Below are 16,078 nucleotides of genomic sequence, written 5' to 3'. Positions count from 1 at the left end.
CTCACTTTTTCTCCATCACGCATTGAAGCGGATGCTGATTCTGTCGGGCGAAATCCATGACCTGGGACACTTTGGTCTCGGCCACCTCGAATGTATAGATGCCGCATTCGCCCACTCCATGATTGTGAACATGAAGCATGATGCGTGTGGCGGCTTCGCGGTCCTTCTGGAAAAATCGTTCCAGAACGTGGACCACGAACTCCATGGGCGTGTAGTCGTCGTTAAGGATCAGCACTCGATAAAGGCTAGGCTTCTTGGTCTTGGTCTTGGTGCGCGTGATGACGGCCGTTCCGCGGCCGGCGCCATTGCCGCCCCGCTCGCCTTCCTGCATGCGCGCCACGCCGTTTGTGGCAGAAAGCCCTGTCGTCACGTCGTCCTGCCTCTTGCCTCGGGTCCTAGCTGAGCCCCATGCGTGTGTTCGACATGTAGGGTACTCACTTCTGGATTTTAAGCCCTTCTCATCGGCTGACAATACGGCCTTTCATGGTACTGCGGCGATTCTCCAAATCGTGAGCGAACCGCGCGGCGCAAAAAACCCGGCTGCCTTGGCGCCAGCCGGGTTCCAAAAACAGCTCCAGCAGGGGTAGCTGGTCAGCTCGCCTTGGCAATGACAGATTCGAACGGCTTGTAGGTGTCCTTGGCAAGATCGGCATAGAGATTGCCGATCATGGTCGTCTCGGCGATAAAACCTTCGTAGGCGCGCTTCAGGTATTGGGTCTGGACCTCGAACGCCTCTTCCAGCGACTTCGCCGAAAGCAGCCGCTCGACCGTGGCGGCGCCTTCCTCGACGCTGCGGCTCGTATAGTCGCTGGTCGCGGCCGCGATGGCTTGTGCGCCCTTGGACAGCGAGGCAAGGCTGTTCAGGCCCGACTCGGCGAATTCCTTGCCGTATTTTCCGAATTCCTCAAACGTCTCGGGCATCTCAGGGCTTCCTTCTGACAGCAGTGAACGGTTCGCGTCATGGTGCGGCGCAAGAAAAATATATTGTGCAGCGCACAAGGTGTCAATTTTAGCCGGCTTCGGCCGCCCGCCGCCCGGGCAACAGTGAAATTTAACTAAATTCGGCTCAAAGCCGACAGAAATGGTGAACGCGGCGGTTACCATAAACGGATTGGTAACGCTGCCTGCGTAGTTTGCCCGAAAAGGGAAGCAGGACCTTTGCCGCTTCCCATACGCAAAATTCAAAGGGATGTGACAGTGCGTCAGGCGTCGTCGGGCAGCGTTTCCAAAACCGCGTTTTCTTTCAGGTCGATCACGATGGTCGCGCTCGCCGCGGCCATGATGCTCAGCGGCGCGACAGCGGCGCTCGCCGCGCGCCAGTCGGCAGTCGTGATCGACGCCAACACCGGCAAGACGCTTTACGCCTCGGACGCCAACGGGCGACGCTATCCGGCCTCGCTCACCAAGATGATGACGCTGTACCTGACCTTCGAAGCGCTTTCGCGGGGCAAGATCAGCAAGTCGACGCAGGTCCCCTTCTCCGCCAATGCCGCGGCCGAACCTCCGACGAAGCTCGGCGTGCGCAAGGGCGGCTCGATCAGCGTCGACACCGCGATCCTGTCGATGGTGACGAAGTCCGCCAATGATTCCTCGACCGCGCTGGCCGAACTGCTCGGCGGCAGCGAAGAGAATTTCGCCCGCATGATGACGGCCAAGGCGCGCGCGCTCGGCATGAGCAGCACCGTCTTCCGCAACGCCAACGGCCTGCCGAATCCCGGCCAGTTCACCTCCGCGCGCGACATGGCCATCCTCGGCATCGCGCTGCGCGAGCATTTCCCGCAATATTACGACTATTTCTCGCAGCGCTCCTTCATGTACGGCAAGCGCCGCATCAACGGCCATAACCGGCTGCTCGGCCGCATCAAGGGTGTCGACGGCATCAAGACCGGCTACACGCGGGCATCCGGCTTCAACCTGGTGACTTCGGTCAAGGACGGTGGCCGCAGCCTCGTCGCCGTGGTCATGGGCGGGACCTCCGGCGGCAGCCGCGACAACGAAATGGCGCGGCTGATCCAGACCTACCTGCCGAAGGCGTCCTCGCGCGGCGGTGGCGGCGACCTGATCGCCAGGACGAAGGACACCCCGATGGTGGCGCTGGCCAAGGTGCTGCTGCCCAAGCATGACGCGCCGACCCCAGACGCGAAGCCCGACAGCGTCGAACTCGCTTCCGCCACCGACAGCGAGGCTTCGCAGGAACTCGCCTCCGCACCGGACAACGTGAAGCCGCTGAAGCAGGACGACCCGAGGCTGGCGAAGGACAAGATCCCCTTCAAGATGGCCGAGCAGCGGGCGCCCATCGAGAAGGCGCAGGCCCCGGTGGTCGCGACCGCCTACGCCCAGGCCGAAGCCGCCGTCGATCCGGTCAACACCGCTTCGGTTCCTTCCGGTTGGGCCGTCCAGGTCGCTTCTTCGCCGAGCAACGGCGAGGCCAGGATCATCCTCGACAAGGTCTCGAAGCAGGCGCCGAAGCTGCTCGCCGACGCCTCGGCCTTTACCGTGCCCTTCCGCAAGGACGGCGTGACGTATTTCCGCGCCCGCTTCGGCGGCTTCGGCAGCAAGGATGCGGCCTGGAAGGCCTGCAACGGTCTGAAGAAGCAGAAGATTTCCTGCTACGCCATCGAGCAGTAGCGCTCGTCATCCCTGTCCCGGGAATGTTGTGCAGTCGAAGGAGGATTCAGTGGTGATCGGAGAGCAAGACGTCCTTGGCTTCGTTGATGCGCGCCGCCAGGAAAGACGTACCACCGAGGTCGGGATGCAGGCGCTGCATCAGGCGGCGGTGCGCCTTGCGGACATCCGTCGCGGCGGCCCCCGCTTCAAGACCAAGGATCTTGTAAGCCTCCTCCTTAGTCATGGCGCCAGAACCTGGCGACACACCCAGCCCGTCGCCACGATCCGCCTCAGCGTGTTCGCGCCAGACGGGAAAACGGCCGTCAAGATACGTCTCTAGCAACTGCCGGCTCTCGGGGTCGCCCGGCAGTTCGCGGTAAAGCTGCTTCAGCTCGGCAAGTCCCATCGCGCTCAACACCTTGCCCTCATGGTGCCCGGCCAGCACCAGCCCGTCCAGCGCGCCGGTATTGTGGTCGAGCTCCATTTCGAGCGCCGCCGTGCGCACCGTGGAATGCCTGGGCCGTGACGGCTGGACCCCGCGCCGCATCCGCATCGAGCCGTACCAGGCGATCGCCCCCGACAAGAGCAGGCCGCCCGGCCCTTCCCGCCCGACCAAGAGCACCGCGACGCCGACGAGACCGAGAAGCAGCGGGCCGAGCGTTCTCATGCCGCCGGCCAGTTTCGCGGGATCGGCGCGCAGAAAAACGGCGATCGCGCCAAGCACGACCAGAAGCAGCGCGACAAGGCCGATCAGGATCCCCATCAGCGCCCGCCTCCGGTCAGGTTCTGGATCATGAGCCGGTCTTCGGGCCGGCCTCTCGCCTCCAGCGCCTTCAAGCCGCCGGTCGCGTACACCGCGACCGCCGAAAGCAAATTGGCGAGATTGGCGGCGGCGCTGCGGTCGAAGCGGAACCACGCGCCTTTCGACAGCCGCGCGATTTCCTTGAATGCCTTTTCCGCGGTGCCGTCACGGCCTTCCTGGAAGACGAACACCGGCACGCCGTGCAGGCCCAGCCTGCCGGCCTTCTCGGCAAGATCGTCCACGTTTTCTTCCATGGCATCGCCGATATAGACCAGCGCATTCACCTTGGCCGTCGCCGTCTGCTTCAAGGCATGCGCCAGCACCTTGGCGATCTGGGTATGGCCGCTGCGGCATTCGATGCGCGTCATCAACCGCTTCAGGCTTCCGGTATCGGTGACGAAGGAAGACGACCGGCATTCGCCGAGCCCGCGAAAATAGACCAGTTGCACGGCGAGCGATCCCGCCTTGCCGACGGCGTCGAACATCTCGCCTTGCAGCGAACACGCCAGGTCCCAGGTCGGCTGCCGGCTCATGGTCGCGTCGAGCGAAAGGATCAGCCGGCCCGATCCGCCGGCCGTCGCGCCGAGCGCGCGGGCCTGCCGCACGAAGGCATCGATCTCGTTCTTGTCCGACTGGCGCGCTGCCGGAACCGAACCGGTGCCCGTTACCGATAGTTTCCTGTCCGTCATGGAAACAAGATGTGGCGTTGCCGGAAGGCTTGCAAGCCCGTCATGCTGGGCCAGTAACCCGGCGCCGGGAATTTTGCAGCCCGCCTGCCTATAGAAGGCCGAGTTCGGCCAGTTCCGCGCGCAGTTTCGGCGACATTTCGGCAAGGCCGGCCCTGCCCTTGCCGAGATCGGCCGGTGCGTCTTCCTGCTTCAGGTAGCGCCAGCCCTGGAAGGCCCGGCGCGGCTGCCATTCGGTGCGCACGATGGTGCGGTCGAGCATCAGCCGGCAGCGGCCGATGCCGTCTGCATCGGTGAACGGGCGGATTTCGGTGATCCGCTGGCGGCACTGGACGTTGCCCTTGATGACCCAGTAGAGCGAGCCGCCGTCGACGATCTCGGCCCCGCGCGTCGGCACCATGCGGGTGGTGTGCCAGTGCTCGAGCGGCTCGCCCTTGCGCCGCCTGTCCTCGAGACAGGATTCGATCCATTCCTCGAGGTCTTCGATGCTGTCGCTGCCGACGCACAGTTTCAGGATGTTGAGTGGCATGGCCCGAACTTAGCGCCGGCGCCGGCGGCCTTCAACGCCGCGGCGCGTTTTGCACAGGCAGTTCGTCAGCATTCCACCACATTGACCGCAAGGCCGCCGAGACTGGTTTCCTTGTACTTCTCGTTCATGTCGCGGCCGGTCTGGCGCATCGTCTCGATGGCGGCGTCGAGCGGCACGAAATGCGTGCCGTCGCCCTTGATGGCGAGCGAGGCCGCCGTCACCGCCTTGACCGCGCCGAGCGCGTTGCGCTCGATGCAAGGCACCTGCACAAGCCCGCCGACCGGGTCGCAGGTCATGCCGAGATGATGTTCAAGCGCGATCTCGGCGGCGTTCTCCACCTGCTCGGGCGTGCCGCCCATGACGGCGCACAAGCCGGCCGCGGCCATCGCCGAAGCCGAGCCCACCTCGCCCTGGCAGCCGACTTCCGCCCCGGAAATCGAGGCGTTGGTCTTGATGATGCCGCCAACGGCCGCGGCCGTCAGCAGGAAGTCGCGGATCGAGGCCTGGTCGGCCTCGGGATGGAAATGCAGCCAGTAGCGCATGACCGCCGGCAGCGTGCCTGCGGCGCCGTTGGTCGGCGCGGTGACGACACGCCCGCCGGCGGCATTCTCCTCGTTGACCGCCATGGCGTAGACGGAAAGCCAGTCGTTGGCGAGCAGCGGGTTCGGCTTGTTCTGGCCCCACTGTTCCTGCAGCTTGTCGTGCAGCATGCGGGCGCGGCGGCGAACCTTGAGCCCGCCCGGCATGATGCCTTCCTGCGACAGGCCGCGCTCGATGCAGCGGCGCATGGCGTCCCAGATGGCGTCGAGCCCCTCGTCGAGCTTCTCGCGCGACATATGGGTTTCCTCGTTCACCCGCTTCATCTCGGCGATGGAAAGGCCGCTCTTCTTCGCCATGGCGAGCATTTCGTCGGCGCGCTTGAACGGATACGGCACCTTCTTGCCCTCGGTGGTGACCGAGCCGGCCGTCTTGGCACGCTGCAGTTCTTCCTCCGACATGACGAAGCCACCGCCCACGGAATAGTAGATGCGCTTGAGCAGCAGGCGGCCGGCCGCGTCATAGGCGTAGAACGCCATGCCGTTGGCGTGGCCGGTGAGCTTGGTCTTGCGGTCCATCACCAGGTCGGTGGCCGGGTCGAAGCGATAGGACGGGTGGCCGGGCGGCGAGACCCGCTTGGTTGCCGTGACTTCGGCAATGACCGCGTCGGTCTTGTCCGGGTCGACGTTGAGCGGCACCAGGCCGGTCAGGCCGAGGATGACGGCGCGGTCGGTTCCGTGGCCGACCCCGGTATAGGCGAGCGAGCCGTGCAGGCTGGCGCCGACGCGGTCGACCGCGACTCCCGCCGGGCGCGGCCAGTCACCGCCAAGGAGTTCGTCCAGAAAACGCGCGGCGGCCGTCATCGGCCCCATCGTGTGCGAACTGGATGGACCGATGCCGATCTTGAACAGGTCGAAAACCGAAAGGAACAATCGCGAGAACTCCAGAGTCTATCCCAAGGGGGGAACATAGACATAGATAGGGCAACTAGCACGATGTTTCCGCTGTTTCGCGCCCGGCTGCGCCGCGTCCGCCGACTTTCCCTGATCCCGCCGCGACATTGCGCGGCAAACGGTCAGTTCGGCCCGGGAAACGGCGTATCGATCTTGCCGGAAAGCCAGTAGGCCACGAGGCCGATCCACTCGCGGATGGCGAGCGTGGTCTTCTGGACGGAATCTGCGGCATTGTCGGAAAACAGGCTGATCCCTTCCCGGCCGGTCGTGCGGTAGTCGACCGGCCACGGCAGCGTCGCAAATCCGACCTTGTCGAACAGCGCCTTGGCGCGCGGCATATGAAAGGCCGATGTCACCAGAAGCCATGTCTCGCCGGGCTTCGGCGACACCATGTCATGGGTAAAGACGGCGTTCTCATAGGTATTGCGCGAGCGGTGCTCGAGGACGAGACGCTCCGGCGCCACGCCCAGCGCCGTCAGCAGGCGCTGCGCCGTGGACGCATCGTCCTCGCCTTCCAGCAGCAGCGCGCCGGTGCCGCCGCTGACCACGATCCTCGCCTGCGGATAGCGCCGGGCGAGAATGGCGGTTTCGACGAAGCGGTCGCCGCTGGAATTCAGCTCATGGCCGCCGCGCGCCAGGTTGATCGCCCCTTCGAACCCGCCGCCAAGCACGACGATGCCGGCAACCTCGGCCGGGAACGGCGGCTTGGGATAGCGCTCCTCCAGCGGCGTCAGCATCAGGGCGCCGAGCGAGGTCCACGCCGCCATGGCCAGCACGAAGAAGGCGATCCCCATGCCCGCGACGGCCAGCCTGCGCCGCCTGACCATCACGGCCAGCAGCGCGATCGACAGCAGCAGGATGGAGAAATTCAGCGGCTGGATGAAAAAGCCGAAAACCTTGGAGAGAATGAAGAACATCTATTCAAAACATTGGCAGTTGAGAATCCTTCAGTGGTCTCCTAGCCTTAGTAACGAGGTGCTCATTCTCGATAATTCTGAGCGCTTCATTCACCACTCTAAAGTGCTCACTAACCTCTACATCTGACCATAGTTCCAAATTAGCAAACGAGAAAATCGTAGCAATCCGATCCTTGGCACCAATTGGTTTCGAAACATCGACCAATTCTACGTCAAATTGCTCCCCATAGAACTCACTTTCCAGCAAGTTGCTTTTTACCACAGTGGCCAACAGACCGAACTGCTTAGGGGTAAAGTGTGTATTCTTTCGAGGCTGCAAGAAATAAGCAAAAAATTTGCCATCCTCAGCAAAGAAGAATGGTATTCGAAAGGACGCTAGGCGCCCATCCCCGTAGGGAAGCTTCCTTGCTGAAAGATGAAAGACTCTCGTTGATCTACCGAACGCAAGCGGGGCCGCCGTCTTTACAACATCCATATTCGGCAAATGCCCGACGCGAGATTGTCTTCCTGTTGGCGACGCAGTCAGCCCCGAAAGAGAATGGAGTCCCCTATATGCGGTCTGAACCCTTCTGGTCGCATCAAGGTAATTAAAGCCGCCGTCAATGGGCTCGAGAAATGAAACCAAGTGGGAAATAGCAGACTTTAAGCTCGAAGTATCTACCCGTACTATTTCCGGCAACGAAGGCGTATGGTGCATTAAATCCTCTGCCTAATGGCGAATCATGCCTTCGCGCCCCCCATCACGAAGAATCCATAGCTTAATGGCTTCGTCGGGAATATACATCCCAACAACTGAGCGTTGCGATGTACTTTTCCACACCTTTTCCCATGCCCCGCCAGCTTCATGTGTGAGATCAACCAATGCGCGAGGATCGATTCGACCATAATAATCAAATATATTTTTTAAGAAGACTTTGGTATTATCGTTAAAATCATACTTCGCATCGAAGGGCGCTCCCGTAAATGGGTCAATCTTTTTCAGTCTTACGTCTATTTTTCTCCTATTTAAAAACTTTAATTGATCAAACACAACACGAATTACCGGACCGTACTCCCAAGCTTCGAATTTATGGCCTATCAACGGCACATTGTACTTCGCAAGATACCACGCATGCGCAAAGTAAAGGATTTTTTGCAATCCAAGATGCGTAAGCGGAACCTCTCGGCTATCAGCGTAGTCGAGAAAAAAATTGGCTACCTCTCGCGCATCGTATGGCACTACCACCACTTTTCCGGCTGGAAGCGGCCCGCCGCCTGTTCGATGACATGCGCGGTCTGGAACAGCGTTTCTTCCTCGAACGGCTTGCCGATCAGCTGCAGGCCGAGCGGCAGACCGTTGCCGTCGAGCCCGGCCGGAACGGCGATGCCCGGCAGGCCGGCCATGTTCACCGTCACCGTGAAAACGTCGTTCAGGTACATCTTGACCGGATCGGCGGTCATCTCCTGGTCGGCGATGCCGAAGGCGGCCGAGGGCGTCGCGGGCGTCAGGATGACATCGACACCGGCCGAAAACACGTCGTCGAAGTCCTTCTTGATCAGCGTGCGCACCTTCTGCGCGCGGATGTAGTAGGCGTCGTAGTAACCGGCCGACAGCACATAGGTGCCGATCATGACACGGCGCTTCACTTCCTTGCCGAAGCCGGCGGCGCGGGTGTTCTCGTACATCTCCACGATGTCCTTGCCCGGCGCGCGCAGGCCGTAGCGGACGCCGTCGTAGCGCGCGAGGTTGGACGAGGCCTCGGCCGGCGAGATGATGTAGTAGGTCGGCAGCGCATATCGGGTGTGCGGCAGCGACACCTCGACGATCTCGGCGCCCGCGTCCTTCAGCCAGGCGATGCCCTTCTGCCAAAGGTCCTCGATCTCGCGCGCCATTCCGTCGACCCGGTATTCCTTCGGGATACCGACCTTCATGCCCTTGACCGAGCGGCCGAGCGCCGCCTCGTAGTCGGGCACCGGCAGGTCGACCGAGGTCGTATCCTTGTCGTCCACCGAGGCCATCGACTTGAGCAGGATGGCGGCGTCGCGCACGTCGCGCGCGATCGGTCCGGCCTGATCGAGCGAGGAGGCATAGGCGACGATGCCCCAGCGCGAGCAACGGCCATAGGTCGGCTTGATACCGACCGTGCCGGTGAAGGCCGCCGGCTGGCGGATCGAGCCGCCGGTATCGGTGGCGGTGGCGCCCGCGCACAGGAAGCCGGCGACGGCGGCAGCCGAGCCGCCCGACGAGCCGCCCGGGACGAGTTGCTTGTTGGAGCCTTTGGCGCGCCACGGGTTGATGACGGGACCGTAGTGGGAGGTCTCGTTGGACGAACCCATGGCGAACTCATCCATGTTGAGCTTGCCCAGCATCACCGCGCCGTCGGCCCACAGATTGGCGGTGACGGTCGATTCGTAGCGCGGCTTGAAGCCGTCGAGGATGTGGCTCGCCGCCTGGGTATGCACGCCTTCGGTGCCGAACAAGTCCTTGACGCCGAGCGGAATGCCCTCCAGCGCGCCGCCCTCGCCCTTTGCCAGCTTTTCATCGGAAGCCTTGGCCATGGCGCTGGCCTGGTCGGGGGTGACCGTCACATAGGCGTTGAGCGCCGGGTTTGCCTGCTCGATCGCGCCGAGATAGGCGTCGGTCAGCTCGCTCGCCGTGATTTCCTTGCCGCGCAGACGCTCGCGGGCCTCGGAAATCGTCAGTCTGGTCAGATCGGTCATGGCGGTTCGTTTCGGTTCGGGCGGCCAGAGGCTGCTTGATAGGGATCGGTTCGCGGGAAAGCGGCGGCGGACGAGCCGGCCGCTACTCCACGACCTTCGGCACGAGGAAGAAATTCTCTTCGGTGGCGGGCGCGTTGGCGACGATGTCGCTGGCCTTGTCGCCGTCGGTGACGCCGTCCTGGCGCTTCTTCATCGCCATCGGCATCGCCGAGGTCATCGGCTCGACGCCATCGACATCGACCTCCTGCAATTGCTCGACGAAGCCGAGGATCGCATTCAGTTCACCGACCATGCGCGAGGCGTCGTCCTCGCTCACCGCAATGCGCGCAAGGCGCGCCACGCGCTTCACAGTCGCCAGATCAACGGACATCGTCAGCCCCGCAAGTCAGCCTTGAAAACATGGCCCGGCTATAGCGGGGCCGGACAAGGCGCGCAACATGGTTCGGTGAATGTGCCGCTCACAGACTGATGGTTTCGCCGACCCTGGGCAATGCCACATCGACGCCCGAGTTCTCCATCCCGGCAATGAACTTGTCGGCGCTCTGGTCGATCATCGGGAAGGTGCCGAAATGGCACGGCACCACCGTGTCGAACCTGAAGTAGCGCCGGCAGGCCAGCGCCGCTACCGCCCCGCCCATGGTGAAGCGGTCGCCGATCGGCACGATGCCGATCTGCGGCTCGTGCAGTTCGTGGATCAGTGCCATGTCGGAGAAAATGTCGGTGTCGCCCATGTGGTAGAGCGTCTTGTCCTCCGAAAAATGCAGCACCAGCCCGCCGGGATTGCCGAGATAGGTGTTTTTCCCACCCTCGCCCTGCGACGAGGAGGAATGCAGCGCCTGCACGAAGGTGGTGGTGAAGGAGCCGCAATCGACGGTACCGCCGATATTGCCCGGGTTGATCTTGTCGCCGGAAACACCCTTGCCGACGAGATACATGCAGATCTCGAAATTGGCGACCAGTTGCGCCCCGCTTTTCTTCAGCACCTCGGCTGCGCCGCTGATATGGTCGTCGTGGCCGTGCGTAAGGAGCACATGGGTGGCGCCCTCGGCCGGGCCTTCCCAGCCGCCGTTCCAAGACGGGTTGCCGATGAGGTAGGGATCGATGAGGATCTTGGCGTCGCCGGTTTCGATGCGAAAGGCGGAATGGCCGTACCAGGTCAGCTTCATTGCAGGCGTCTCCTCGATTTTCAGTGTGATGAAGGATAGAACGCTCGCGGTTCAAGTCAAAAGGGAAAGCCGGTGGCCATCATCACGATAGAGGAGGTTGCGGCCGCGCTCGCTGGCGGCAAGGTCCTTGCCGGCCTCGACCTCGGCGACAAGACCATCGGCGTCGCCGTTTCCGACCGCGGCCTTTCCTTCGCCCACCCCCGCCCGGTCATCGTGCGCAAGAAGTTCTCGCAGGATGCGGCCGCGCTGCTTGCCCTGCTGGAAAAGGAAAACGCCGGCGCCGTCGTCATCGGCCTGCCGGTCAACATGGACGGCTCTGAAGGCCCCAGCGCGCAACGCTCTCGCGCCTTCGTGCGCAACATGAAGCCGCTCAGCGCCCTGCCCTTCGTGCTGTGGGACGAACGGCTGTCGACGGTCGCGGCGGAGCGCACGCTGATCGAAATGGACTTTTCGCGGAAAAAGCGCGCCGGCAAGATCGATTCGGCGGCGGCCGCCTTTATTCTGCAGGGAGCCTTGGACCGCCTTCGAGCATTGGCCGCGACGGCTGCCCCGCCCAGCGCTCCCGAAGCGTCCTGATCCAGCCGGCGATGACGCGGCGGCGGCGCAACGCCCAGATGCCGGCGACGATGAACGAATCGAACACGCACGCCTTGGCGATCATGCCCGGAATGGTCGCCGGGTCGATGCCCAGCATCTCGCCGTAAAGCTCGAACACCAGGTCATGAAGCGGCCGGCTGAGCATGACGTAGCCGAAATTGATGTCGTAGAGCGACAGGAAGTACCAGCCCCAGAAAAGGACCAGCGGCGCCACCCATGCAGCGATCAGGTAGCGCATCGGACCACCCTTGCCTGCCTTGCCCGGGCACGGACCGGCACCGGCCGCGCCCTGCCCCTCACAGCCCAGGCCATGGCCGACAGGACGGCAAGGCCTGACCAGAACAACGGGAATGAGACGGCGAGAATCTGTGGCATGGCGTTTTCTTTTCGGTAACCATGACAGTGAGCCCTGGCCGAATACGCCGCAACAGAAACCATTGGTTAAGGTTAACGGAAATCCACAAGGCGAGCGGACCGCCCTGCCAAGCCAGGCAGCAGGTGTCAGTTCGTCGCCGGGTAGAGCGTGTCCAGGATCGCCCGCGCGTCGTGACGGGCGTCGAGCATGCCGTAGGTGTTGCGCCACTGGCCGGCAAGCCGCGTCTCGACGAAGGCATCGGCGATGCGCCCCGCGCCCAGCCGCCGCAGTTCCGCCGCCGCCGCCGACAACGCCAGTTGCTCGGTAAGCAGCCGGGCCGAGCCCTCGTCGCTGCCCGCCACCTGCATGGCCGCCCTCAGCACGCCGATGGTGCCATGGCCGCCCACGCCGAGATCCCGCTCGATGCCGGAAAGCACCTCGTCGAACAGGCCGGGCGCGCGTGACAGCACCCTAAGCACGTCGAGCGCCATGACGTTGCCGGAGCCTTCCCAGATCGCATTGACCGGGGCCTCGCGGTAGTAGCGGGCAAGCGGCGCTTCCTCGACATAGCCATTGCCGCCCAGGCACTCCATCGCCTCATAGAGCAGCGGCGGCGCGATCTTGCATACCCAGTACTTGACCACCGGCGTCATGGCGCGCGCGAACGCCGCCTCGCCCCGGTCGCCCGCCGCCTCGTCGAAGGAACGTGCCAGCCGGAACGACAGTGCGGTCGCCGCCGCGACGTCGAGCGCCATGTCGGCCAGCACGCGCTGCATCAGCGGCTGGTCGATCAGCTTCGTCCCAAAGACCTGGCGATGGCGGGCATGGTGGACGGCCTCGGCCAGCCCCGCCCGCATCAGCGCAGAGGAAGCGATGGCGCAGTCGAGCCGGGTCAGCGTCACCATGTCCATGATGGTCTTGACGCCCGCGCCCGGCTCGCCGACCATCTCGCCGATGGCGCCGTCGAACTCGACTTCGGCCGAGGCGTTGGAGCGGTTGCCGAGCTTGTCCTTCAGCCGCTGGAAGCGGAAGCCATTGCCCGAACCGTCGCCGAGGATGCGCGGAACCAGGAAGCAAGACAGCCCTTCCGAGGCCTGTGCCAGCACCAGGAAGGCGTCCGACATCGGCGCCGACATGAACCATTTGTGGCCGGTCAGGCGATAAAAGCCGGTCGAGCCGGCCCGTTCGGCGCGCGTCACGTTGAGGCGCACGTCGGTGCCGCCCTGCTTTTCGGTCATGCCCATGCCGAGCGTCAGCCCGGTCTTCTCGACCGGGGGCTTCTGGCTCTGGTCGTATTTGCGCGTGGTGATGCGCGGCGCCCATTCGCGGAACAGCTTTGGGCTCGCCATGAGCGCGGCCAGCGAAGCGCTGGTCATGGTGATCGGGCACAGATGGCCCGTTTCCAGCTCGGCGGTAAGGTAGAAGCGCGCCGCGCGCACCTGGTGGCGACGGCCGATCTCGGCATCGCCGTTTTCCCAGATCGAGGAATGCAGCCCGTTGGCGATCGAGCGGCGCATCAGCGCGTGATAGGCGGGATGGAACTCGACCTGGTCGAGCCGCCTTCCCTGCCGGTCATGGGTCCTGAGCTTCGGCAGTTCCGTATTGGCGAGGCGGGCAAGATCCTGCGCCTCATGCGTCAGGACGAAGCGGCCGAGCGCGTCGAGATCCCTGCGCACCGGCTCGGAAAACTCGTCGGCAAGCTGGATCAGCAACGGGTCGCCGCGCCAGGCATTGCCGCCTGTCAGCGGCGGAGGCTGGTTGGTCACGTCGTCGCTCACGCCTTCTCCTTGGTCCTGGCAAGGCCGCACCGGAGAATCCGCGCGGCCGCCGGTTATAGCCCATGAGCGAACCGCCTGCGCAATGAAAATGCGGGGACAAGCCCGCTAATGTGGCTCCGGCGCTTGCGGGACCCCGGACAGCACCCTATAGCAGCGCTTTGAGATGACCGACGCCCCTGCCCTGCCGCTTTTCCCCCACCGCCACCTGCTTGGCATCGGCGCCCTTTCTCCTCCCGACATAGAATTGCTGCTCGAACGCGCCGACCGCGCGGTGGCGATTTCGCGACAGTCGGAGAAGAAGACCACGACCTTGCGCGGGCGCACGCAGATCAACCTCTTCTACGAAGCCTCCACCCGCACGCAGTCGTCGTTCGAACTGGCCGGAAAGCGGCTCGGCGCCGACGTCATGAACATGTCGGTCGCCAGTTCCTCGGTGAAGAAGGGCGAAACGCTGATCGACACGGCGATGACGCTGAACGCGATGCGGCCCGATATCCTGATCATCCGCCACCAGTCGGCGGGGGCCGCCGCCCTTCTGGCGCAGAAGGTCGGCTGCTCGGTGGTCAACGCCGGCGACGGCGCCCACGAGCACCCGACGCAGGCGCTGCTCGACGCGCTTACCATCCGCCGCGCCAAGGGCGACCTGTCGAAGCTGATCGTCACGATCTGCGGCGACATCCTGCATTCGCGCGTGGCGCGCTCCAATATCATCCTGCTCAATGCGCTGGGCGCGCAGGTGCGCGTCGTGGCGCCCTCGACGCTGCTGCCCTCCGGCATCGAGCGCATGGGCGTCATCGTCGCCAAAACCATGGCGGAGGGCCTGAAGGACGCCGACGTGGTGATGATGCTGCGCCTGCAGCGCGAGCGCATGGCCGGTGCCTTCGTCTCCTCGATCCGCGAATATTTCCGCTATTTCGGCCTCGACGCCGAGAAACTGAAGGCGGCCAAGCCCGACGCGCTGGTAATGCATCCAGGGCCGATGAACCGCGGCGTCGAGATCGCCTCGGAGATCGCCGACGGCCCGCAAAGCGTCATCCAGGAGCAGGTGGAAATGGGCGTCGCGGTGCGCATGGCCGTGATGGAAGCGCTCCTCGACCCCCGCCGTAACGAGGGCCGCGCGCAATGACCGTCACCGTTTTCGAGCGCGCCCGCGTTGTCGATCCGTCACGCGGCATCGATGAGACCGGCACCGTCATCGTTGACGGAAACACAATCGCGGCCGCCGGCAAGGCAGCGCTCAACCAGGGCGCGCCGGCCGGGGCGGCGGTCGTCGATTGCGCCGGCAAGGCGATCCTTCCCGGCCTGGTGGACAGCCGCGTCTTCATCGGCGAACCGGGCGCGGAGCACCGCGAAACCATCGCCTCCGCCAGCGTCGCCGCGGCGGCCGGCGGCGTCACCTCCATCGTCATGATGCCCGATACCGACCCGGTCATCGACAACGTCGCGCTGGTCGAGTTCGTGCTGCGCACGGCCCGCGACACCGCAAGCGTCAACATCCACCCCGCCGCCGCCATCACCAAGGGGCTGGAAGGGCGCGAGATGACCGAATTCGGCCTGCTGCGCGAGGCGGGTGCGGTCGCCTTCACCGATGGCCGCCATACGCTCGCCAATTCATTGGTCATGCGCCGCGCGCTCACCTATGCGCGCGATTTCGGCGCGGTGATTGCGCATGAGACGCAGGATGCCGATCTCGCTTCCTCGGGCGTGATGAACGAGGGGCTTTACGCAAGCTGGCTCGGCCTGTCGGGCATTCCACGCGAAGCCGAACTGATCCCGCTGGAGCGCGACCTGGCGCTGGCGCGGCTGACCAGGGGCGCCTACCATGCCGCCAAGATTTCCACCGCCATGGCCGCCAAGGCGGTCGCCCGCGCCAAGGCGGACGGGGCGAACGTGAGCGCCGGCGTGTCGATCCACAACCTATGCCTCAACGAAAACGACGTCGGCGAATACCGCACCTTCTTCCGGCTGACCCCGCCGCTCAGGGCCGAGGACGACCGGCTGGCGATGATCGAGGCCGTGCGGGACGGTACCATCGACGTCATCGTCTCCTCGCACGACCCGCAGGACGTGGACACCAAGCGCCTGCCGTTCGCCGATGCGGCGGCCGGCGCCATCGGGCTGGAAACGCTGCTGGCGGCTTCCCTTCGCCTCTACCACAACGACGAGGTCACGCTTTCCCGGCTGGTCGAACTCCTGTCGACCGCTCCGGCGAAACTGTTCGGCCTGCCCGGCGGCACGCTGAAGCCGGGCGCCGCGGCCGACCTGGTGCTGATCGACCTCGACGAACCATGGGTGGTGAACGAGGCGGGCATCCGCTCGCGCTCGAAAAACACCTGCTTCGAAGGTGCCAGGCTGCAAGGCAAGGTCTTGCAAACCATGGTTTCGGGCCGCACAGTGTTCCAGGCTGAGCCTGACTGACCGGCCCACACAGACCGACTGACCGGGGGAAAC

General features: G+C 64.1%; 18 protein-coding genes. 4 read left to right on the top strand and 14 right to left on the bottom strand.

Going from position 1 to position 16,078, the window contains the following annotated elements:
- Window position 1: 1 nt before the first annotated feature.
- A complete protein-coding gene (gene clpS, locus ACFOHJ_RS15980) occupies window positions 2-331 on the bottom strand; it encodes an ATP-dependent Clp protease adapter ClpS (protein WP_378222337.1) in 330 nt (109 codons plus the stop codon).
- 260 nt (window positions 332-591) lie between these two features.
- Window positions 592-921 carry a phasin family protein gene (locus tag ACFOHJ_RS15975; protein ID WP_378222134.1) on the bottom strand — a complete coding sequence of 110 codons (330 nt, stop codon included), beginning with the start codon at window positions 919-921 and terminating at the stop codon, window positions 592-594.
- 336 nt (window positions 922-1,257) lie between these two features.
- Here ACFOHJ_RS15975 and ACFOHJ_RS15970 point away from each other — a divergent pair, with 336 nt between their 5' ends.
- The gene (locus ACFOHJ_RS15970; protein ID WP_378222133.1) at window positions 1,258-2,628 is read left to right on the top strand and encodes a D-alanyl-D-alanine carboxypeptidase; all 1,371 of its coding nucleotides are present in this window, start codon (window positions 1,258-1,260) and stop codon (window positions 2,626-2,628) included.
- A gap of 46 nt (window positions 2,629-2,674) precedes the next feature.
- Here the strand turns inward: ACFOHJ_RS15970 and ACFOHJ_RS15965 are convergent, their stop codons facing one another.
- The 10 genes from ACFOHJ_RS15965 to ACFOHJ_RS15920 all read right to left on the bottom strand — a co-directional run bounded on the left by ACFOHJ_RS15965 (window position 2,675) and on the right by ACFOHJ_RS15920 (window position 10,897).
- The gene (locus ACFOHJ_RS15965; RefSeq protein WP_378222132.1) at window positions 2,675-3,370 is read right to left on the bottom strand and encodes a DnaJ domain-containing protein; all 696 of its coding nucleotides are present in this window, start codon (window positions 3,368-3,370) and stop codon (window positions 2,675-2,677) included.
- Complete coding sequence (locus tag ACFOHJ_RS15960) at window positions 3,370-4,098, bottom strand: VWA domain-containing protein (protein ID WP_378222130.1); 729 nt, start codon at window positions 4,096-4,098, stop codon at window positions 3,370-3,372. The genes ACFOHJ_RS15965 and ACFOHJ_RS15960 overlap by 1 nt, the downstream gene beginning before the upstream one ends.
- 88 nt (window positions 4,099-4,186) lie before the next feature.
- Window positions 4,187-4,624: a DUF1489 family protein gene (locus ACFOHJ_RS15955; RefSeq protein ID WP_378222129.1), complete on the bottom strand. Its 438-nt coding sequence runs from the start codon at window positions 4,622-4,624 to the stop codon at window positions 4,187-4,189.
- Between the two features lie 65 nt (window positions 4,625-4,689).
- A complete protein-coding gene (locus ACFOHJ_RS15950) occupies window positions 4,690-6,093 on the bottom strand; it encodes an L-serine ammonia-lyase (protein WP_378222127.1) in 1,404 nt (467 codons plus the stop codon).
- Window positions 6,094-6,236: 143 nt separating this feature from the next.
- On the bottom strand, window positions 6,237-7,031 hold the full coding sequence (locus ACFOHJ_RS15945; protein ID WP_378222125.1) for a YdcF family protein: 795 nt from the start codon (window positions 7,029-7,031) through the stop codon (window positions 6,237-6,239).
- A gap of 4 nt (window positions 7,032-7,035) precedes the next feature.
- Window positions 7,036-7,728: a hypothetical protein gene (locus ACFOHJ_RS15940; protein ID WP_378222123.1), complete on the bottom strand. Its 693-nt coding sequence runs from the start codon at window positions 7,726-7,728 to the stop codon at window positions 7,036-7,038.
- A 12-nt stretch (window positions 7,729-7,740) separates the two neighbouring features.
- On the bottom strand, window positions 7,741-8,256 hold the full coding sequence (locus ACFOHJ_RS15935; protein ID WP_378222122.1) for a Panacea domain-containing protein: 516 nt from the start codon (window positions 8,254-8,256) through the stop codon (window positions 7,741-7,743).
- The gene (gatA, locus tag ACFOHJ_RS15930) at window positions 8,250-9,731 is read right to left on the bottom strand and encodes an Asp-tRNA(Asn)/Glu-tRNA(Gln) amidotransferase subunit GatA (protein WP_378222120.1); all 1,482 of its coding nucleotides are present in this window, start codon (window positions 9,729-9,731) and stop codon (window positions 8,250-8,252) included. Before gatA ends, ACFOHJ_RS15935 begins: the two co-directional genes overlap by 7 nt.
- Window positions 9,732-9,813: 82 nt before the next feature.
- Window positions 9,814-10,101 carry an Asp-tRNA(Asn)/Glu-tRNA(Gln) amidotransferase subunit GatC gene (gatC, locus tag ACFOHJ_RS15925; protein ID WP_378222118.1) on the bottom strand — a complete coding sequence of 96 codons (288 nt, stop codon included), beginning with the start codon at window positions 10,099-10,101 and terminating at the stop codon, window positions 9,814-9,816.
- Window positions 10,102-10,189: 88 nt separating this feature from the next.
- Window positions 10,190-10,897: a metal-dependent hydrolase gene (locus ACFOHJ_RS15920; RefSeq protein WP_378222116.1), complete on the bottom strand. Its 708-nt coding sequence runs from the start codon at window positions 10,895-10,897 to the stop codon at window positions 10,190-10,192.
- Window positions 10,898-10,969: 72 nt separating this feature from the next.
- Between ACFOHJ_RS15920 and ruvX the strand changes: the two genes are divergently transcribed.
- Window positions 10,970-11,473 carry a Holliday junction resolvase RuvX gene (gene ruvX, locus ACFOHJ_RS15915; RefSeq protein ID WP_378222115.1) on the top strand — a complete coding sequence of 168 codons (504 nt, stop codon included), beginning with the start codon at window positions 10,970-10,972 and terminating at the stop codon, window positions 11,471-11,473.
- On the opposite strand, the gene ACFOHJ_RS15910 is transcribed toward ruvX, so the two are convergent.
- Together ACFOHJ_RS15910 and ACFOHJ_RS15905 are read right to left on the bottom strand one after the other, a co-directional pair.
- Entirely contained in the window at window positions 11,394-11,732 is a 339-nt protein-coding gene (locus ACFOHJ_RS15910) for a DUF6105 family protein (protein WP_378222113.1), read from the bottom strand. The two genes, ruvX and ACFOHJ_RS15910, sit on opposite strands and share 80 nt — an antisense overlap.
- Window positions 11,733-11,995: 263 nt before the next feature.
- Window positions 11,996-13,627, bottom strand: coding sequence for a DNA alkylation response protein (locus ACFOHJ_RS15905; protein ID WP_378222112.1), 1,632 nt, complete (start codon window positions 13,625-13,627; stop codon window positions 11,996-11,998).
- A gap of 163 nt (window positions 13,628-13,790) precedes the next feature.
- On the opposite strand from ACFOHJ_RS15905, the gene ACFOHJ_RS15900 reads away from it, so the two are divergent.
- Together ACFOHJ_RS15900 and ACFOHJ_RS15895 are read left to right on the top strand one after the other, a co-directional pair.
- Entirely contained in the window at window positions 13,791-14,753 is a 963-nt protein-coding gene (locus tag ACFOHJ_RS15900; RefSeq protein WP_378222111.1) for an aspartate carbamoyltransferase catalytic subunit, read from the top strand.
- Entirely contained in the window at window positions 14,750-16,045 is a 1,296-nt protein-coding gene (locus ACFOHJ_RS15895; protein ID WP_378222109.1) for a dihydroorotase, read from the top strand. The genes ACFOHJ_RS15900 and ACFOHJ_RS15895 overlap by 4 nt, the downstream gene beginning before the upstream one ends.
- The last annotated feature ends 33 nt before the right edge of the window (window positions 16,046-16,078 follow it).

The sequence above is a fragment of the Aquamicrobium soli genome, assembly GCF_042646345.1.
GTDB classification, from domain to species: Bacteria; Pseudomonadota; Alphaproteobacteria; order Rhizobiales; family Rhizobiaceae; genus Mesorhizobium; species Mesorhizobium soli_A.
This window is presented reverse-complemented; position numbering and strand designations above follow the sequence as displayed.

Coding starts and splice junctions, on each gene's coding strand:
- clpS (WP_378222337.1), bottom strand. CDS start 331: ATGCAGGAAGGCGAGCGGGGCGGCAATGGCGCCGGCCGCGGAACGGCC.
- ACFOHJ_RS15975 (WP_378222134.1), bottom strand. CDS start 921: ATGCCCGAGACGTTTGAGGAATTCGGAAAATACGGCAAGGAATTCGCC.
- ACFOHJ_RS15970 (WP_378222133.1), top strand. CDS start 1,258: ATGGTCGCGCTCGCCGCGGCCATGATGCTCAGCGGCGCGACAGCGGCG.
- ACFOHJ_RS15965 (WP_378222132.1), bottom strand. CDS start 3,370: ATGGGGATCCTGATCGGCCTTGTCGCGCTGCTTCTGGTCGTGCTTGGC.
- ACFOHJ_RS15960 (WP_378222130.1), bottom strand. CDS start 4,098: ATGACGGACAGGAAACTATCGGTAACGGGCACCGGTTCGGTTCCGGCA.
- ACFOHJ_RS15955 (WP_378222129.1), bottom strand. CDS start 4,624: ATGCCACTCAACATCCTGAAACTGTGCGTCGGCAGCGACAGCATCGAA.
- ACFOHJ_RS15945 (WP_378222125.1), bottom strand. CDS start 7,031: ATGTTCTTCATTCTCTCCAAGGTTTTCGGCTTTTTCATCCAGCCGCTG.
- ACFOHJ_RS15940 (WP_378222123.1), bottom strand. CDS start 7,728: ATGCACCATACGCCTTCGTTGCCGGAAATAGTACGGGTAGATACTTCG.
- gatA (WP_378222120.1), bottom strand. CDS start 9,731: ATGACCGATCTGACCAGACTGACGATTTCCGAGGCCCGCGAGCGTCTG.
- gatC (WP_378222118.1), bottom strand. CDS start 10,101: ATGTCCGTTGATCTGGCGACTGTGAAGCGCGTGGCGCGCCTTGCGCGC.
- ACFOHJ_RS15920 (WP_378222116.1), bottom strand. CDS start 10,897: ATGAAGCTGACCTGGTACGGCCATTCCGCCTTTCGCATCGAAACCGGC.
- ACFOHJ_RS15910 (WP_378222113.1), bottom strand. CDS start 11,732: ATGCGCTACCTGATCGCTGCATGGGTGGCGCCGCTGGTCCTTTTCTGG.
- ACFOHJ_RS15900 (WP_378222111.1), top strand. CDS start 13,791: ATGACCGACGCCCCTGCCCTGCCGCTTTTCCCCCACCGCCACCTGCTT.
- ACFOHJ_RS15895 (WP_378222109.1), top strand. CDS start 14,750: ATGACCGTCACCGTTTTCGAGCGCGCCCGCGTTGTCGATCCGTCACGC.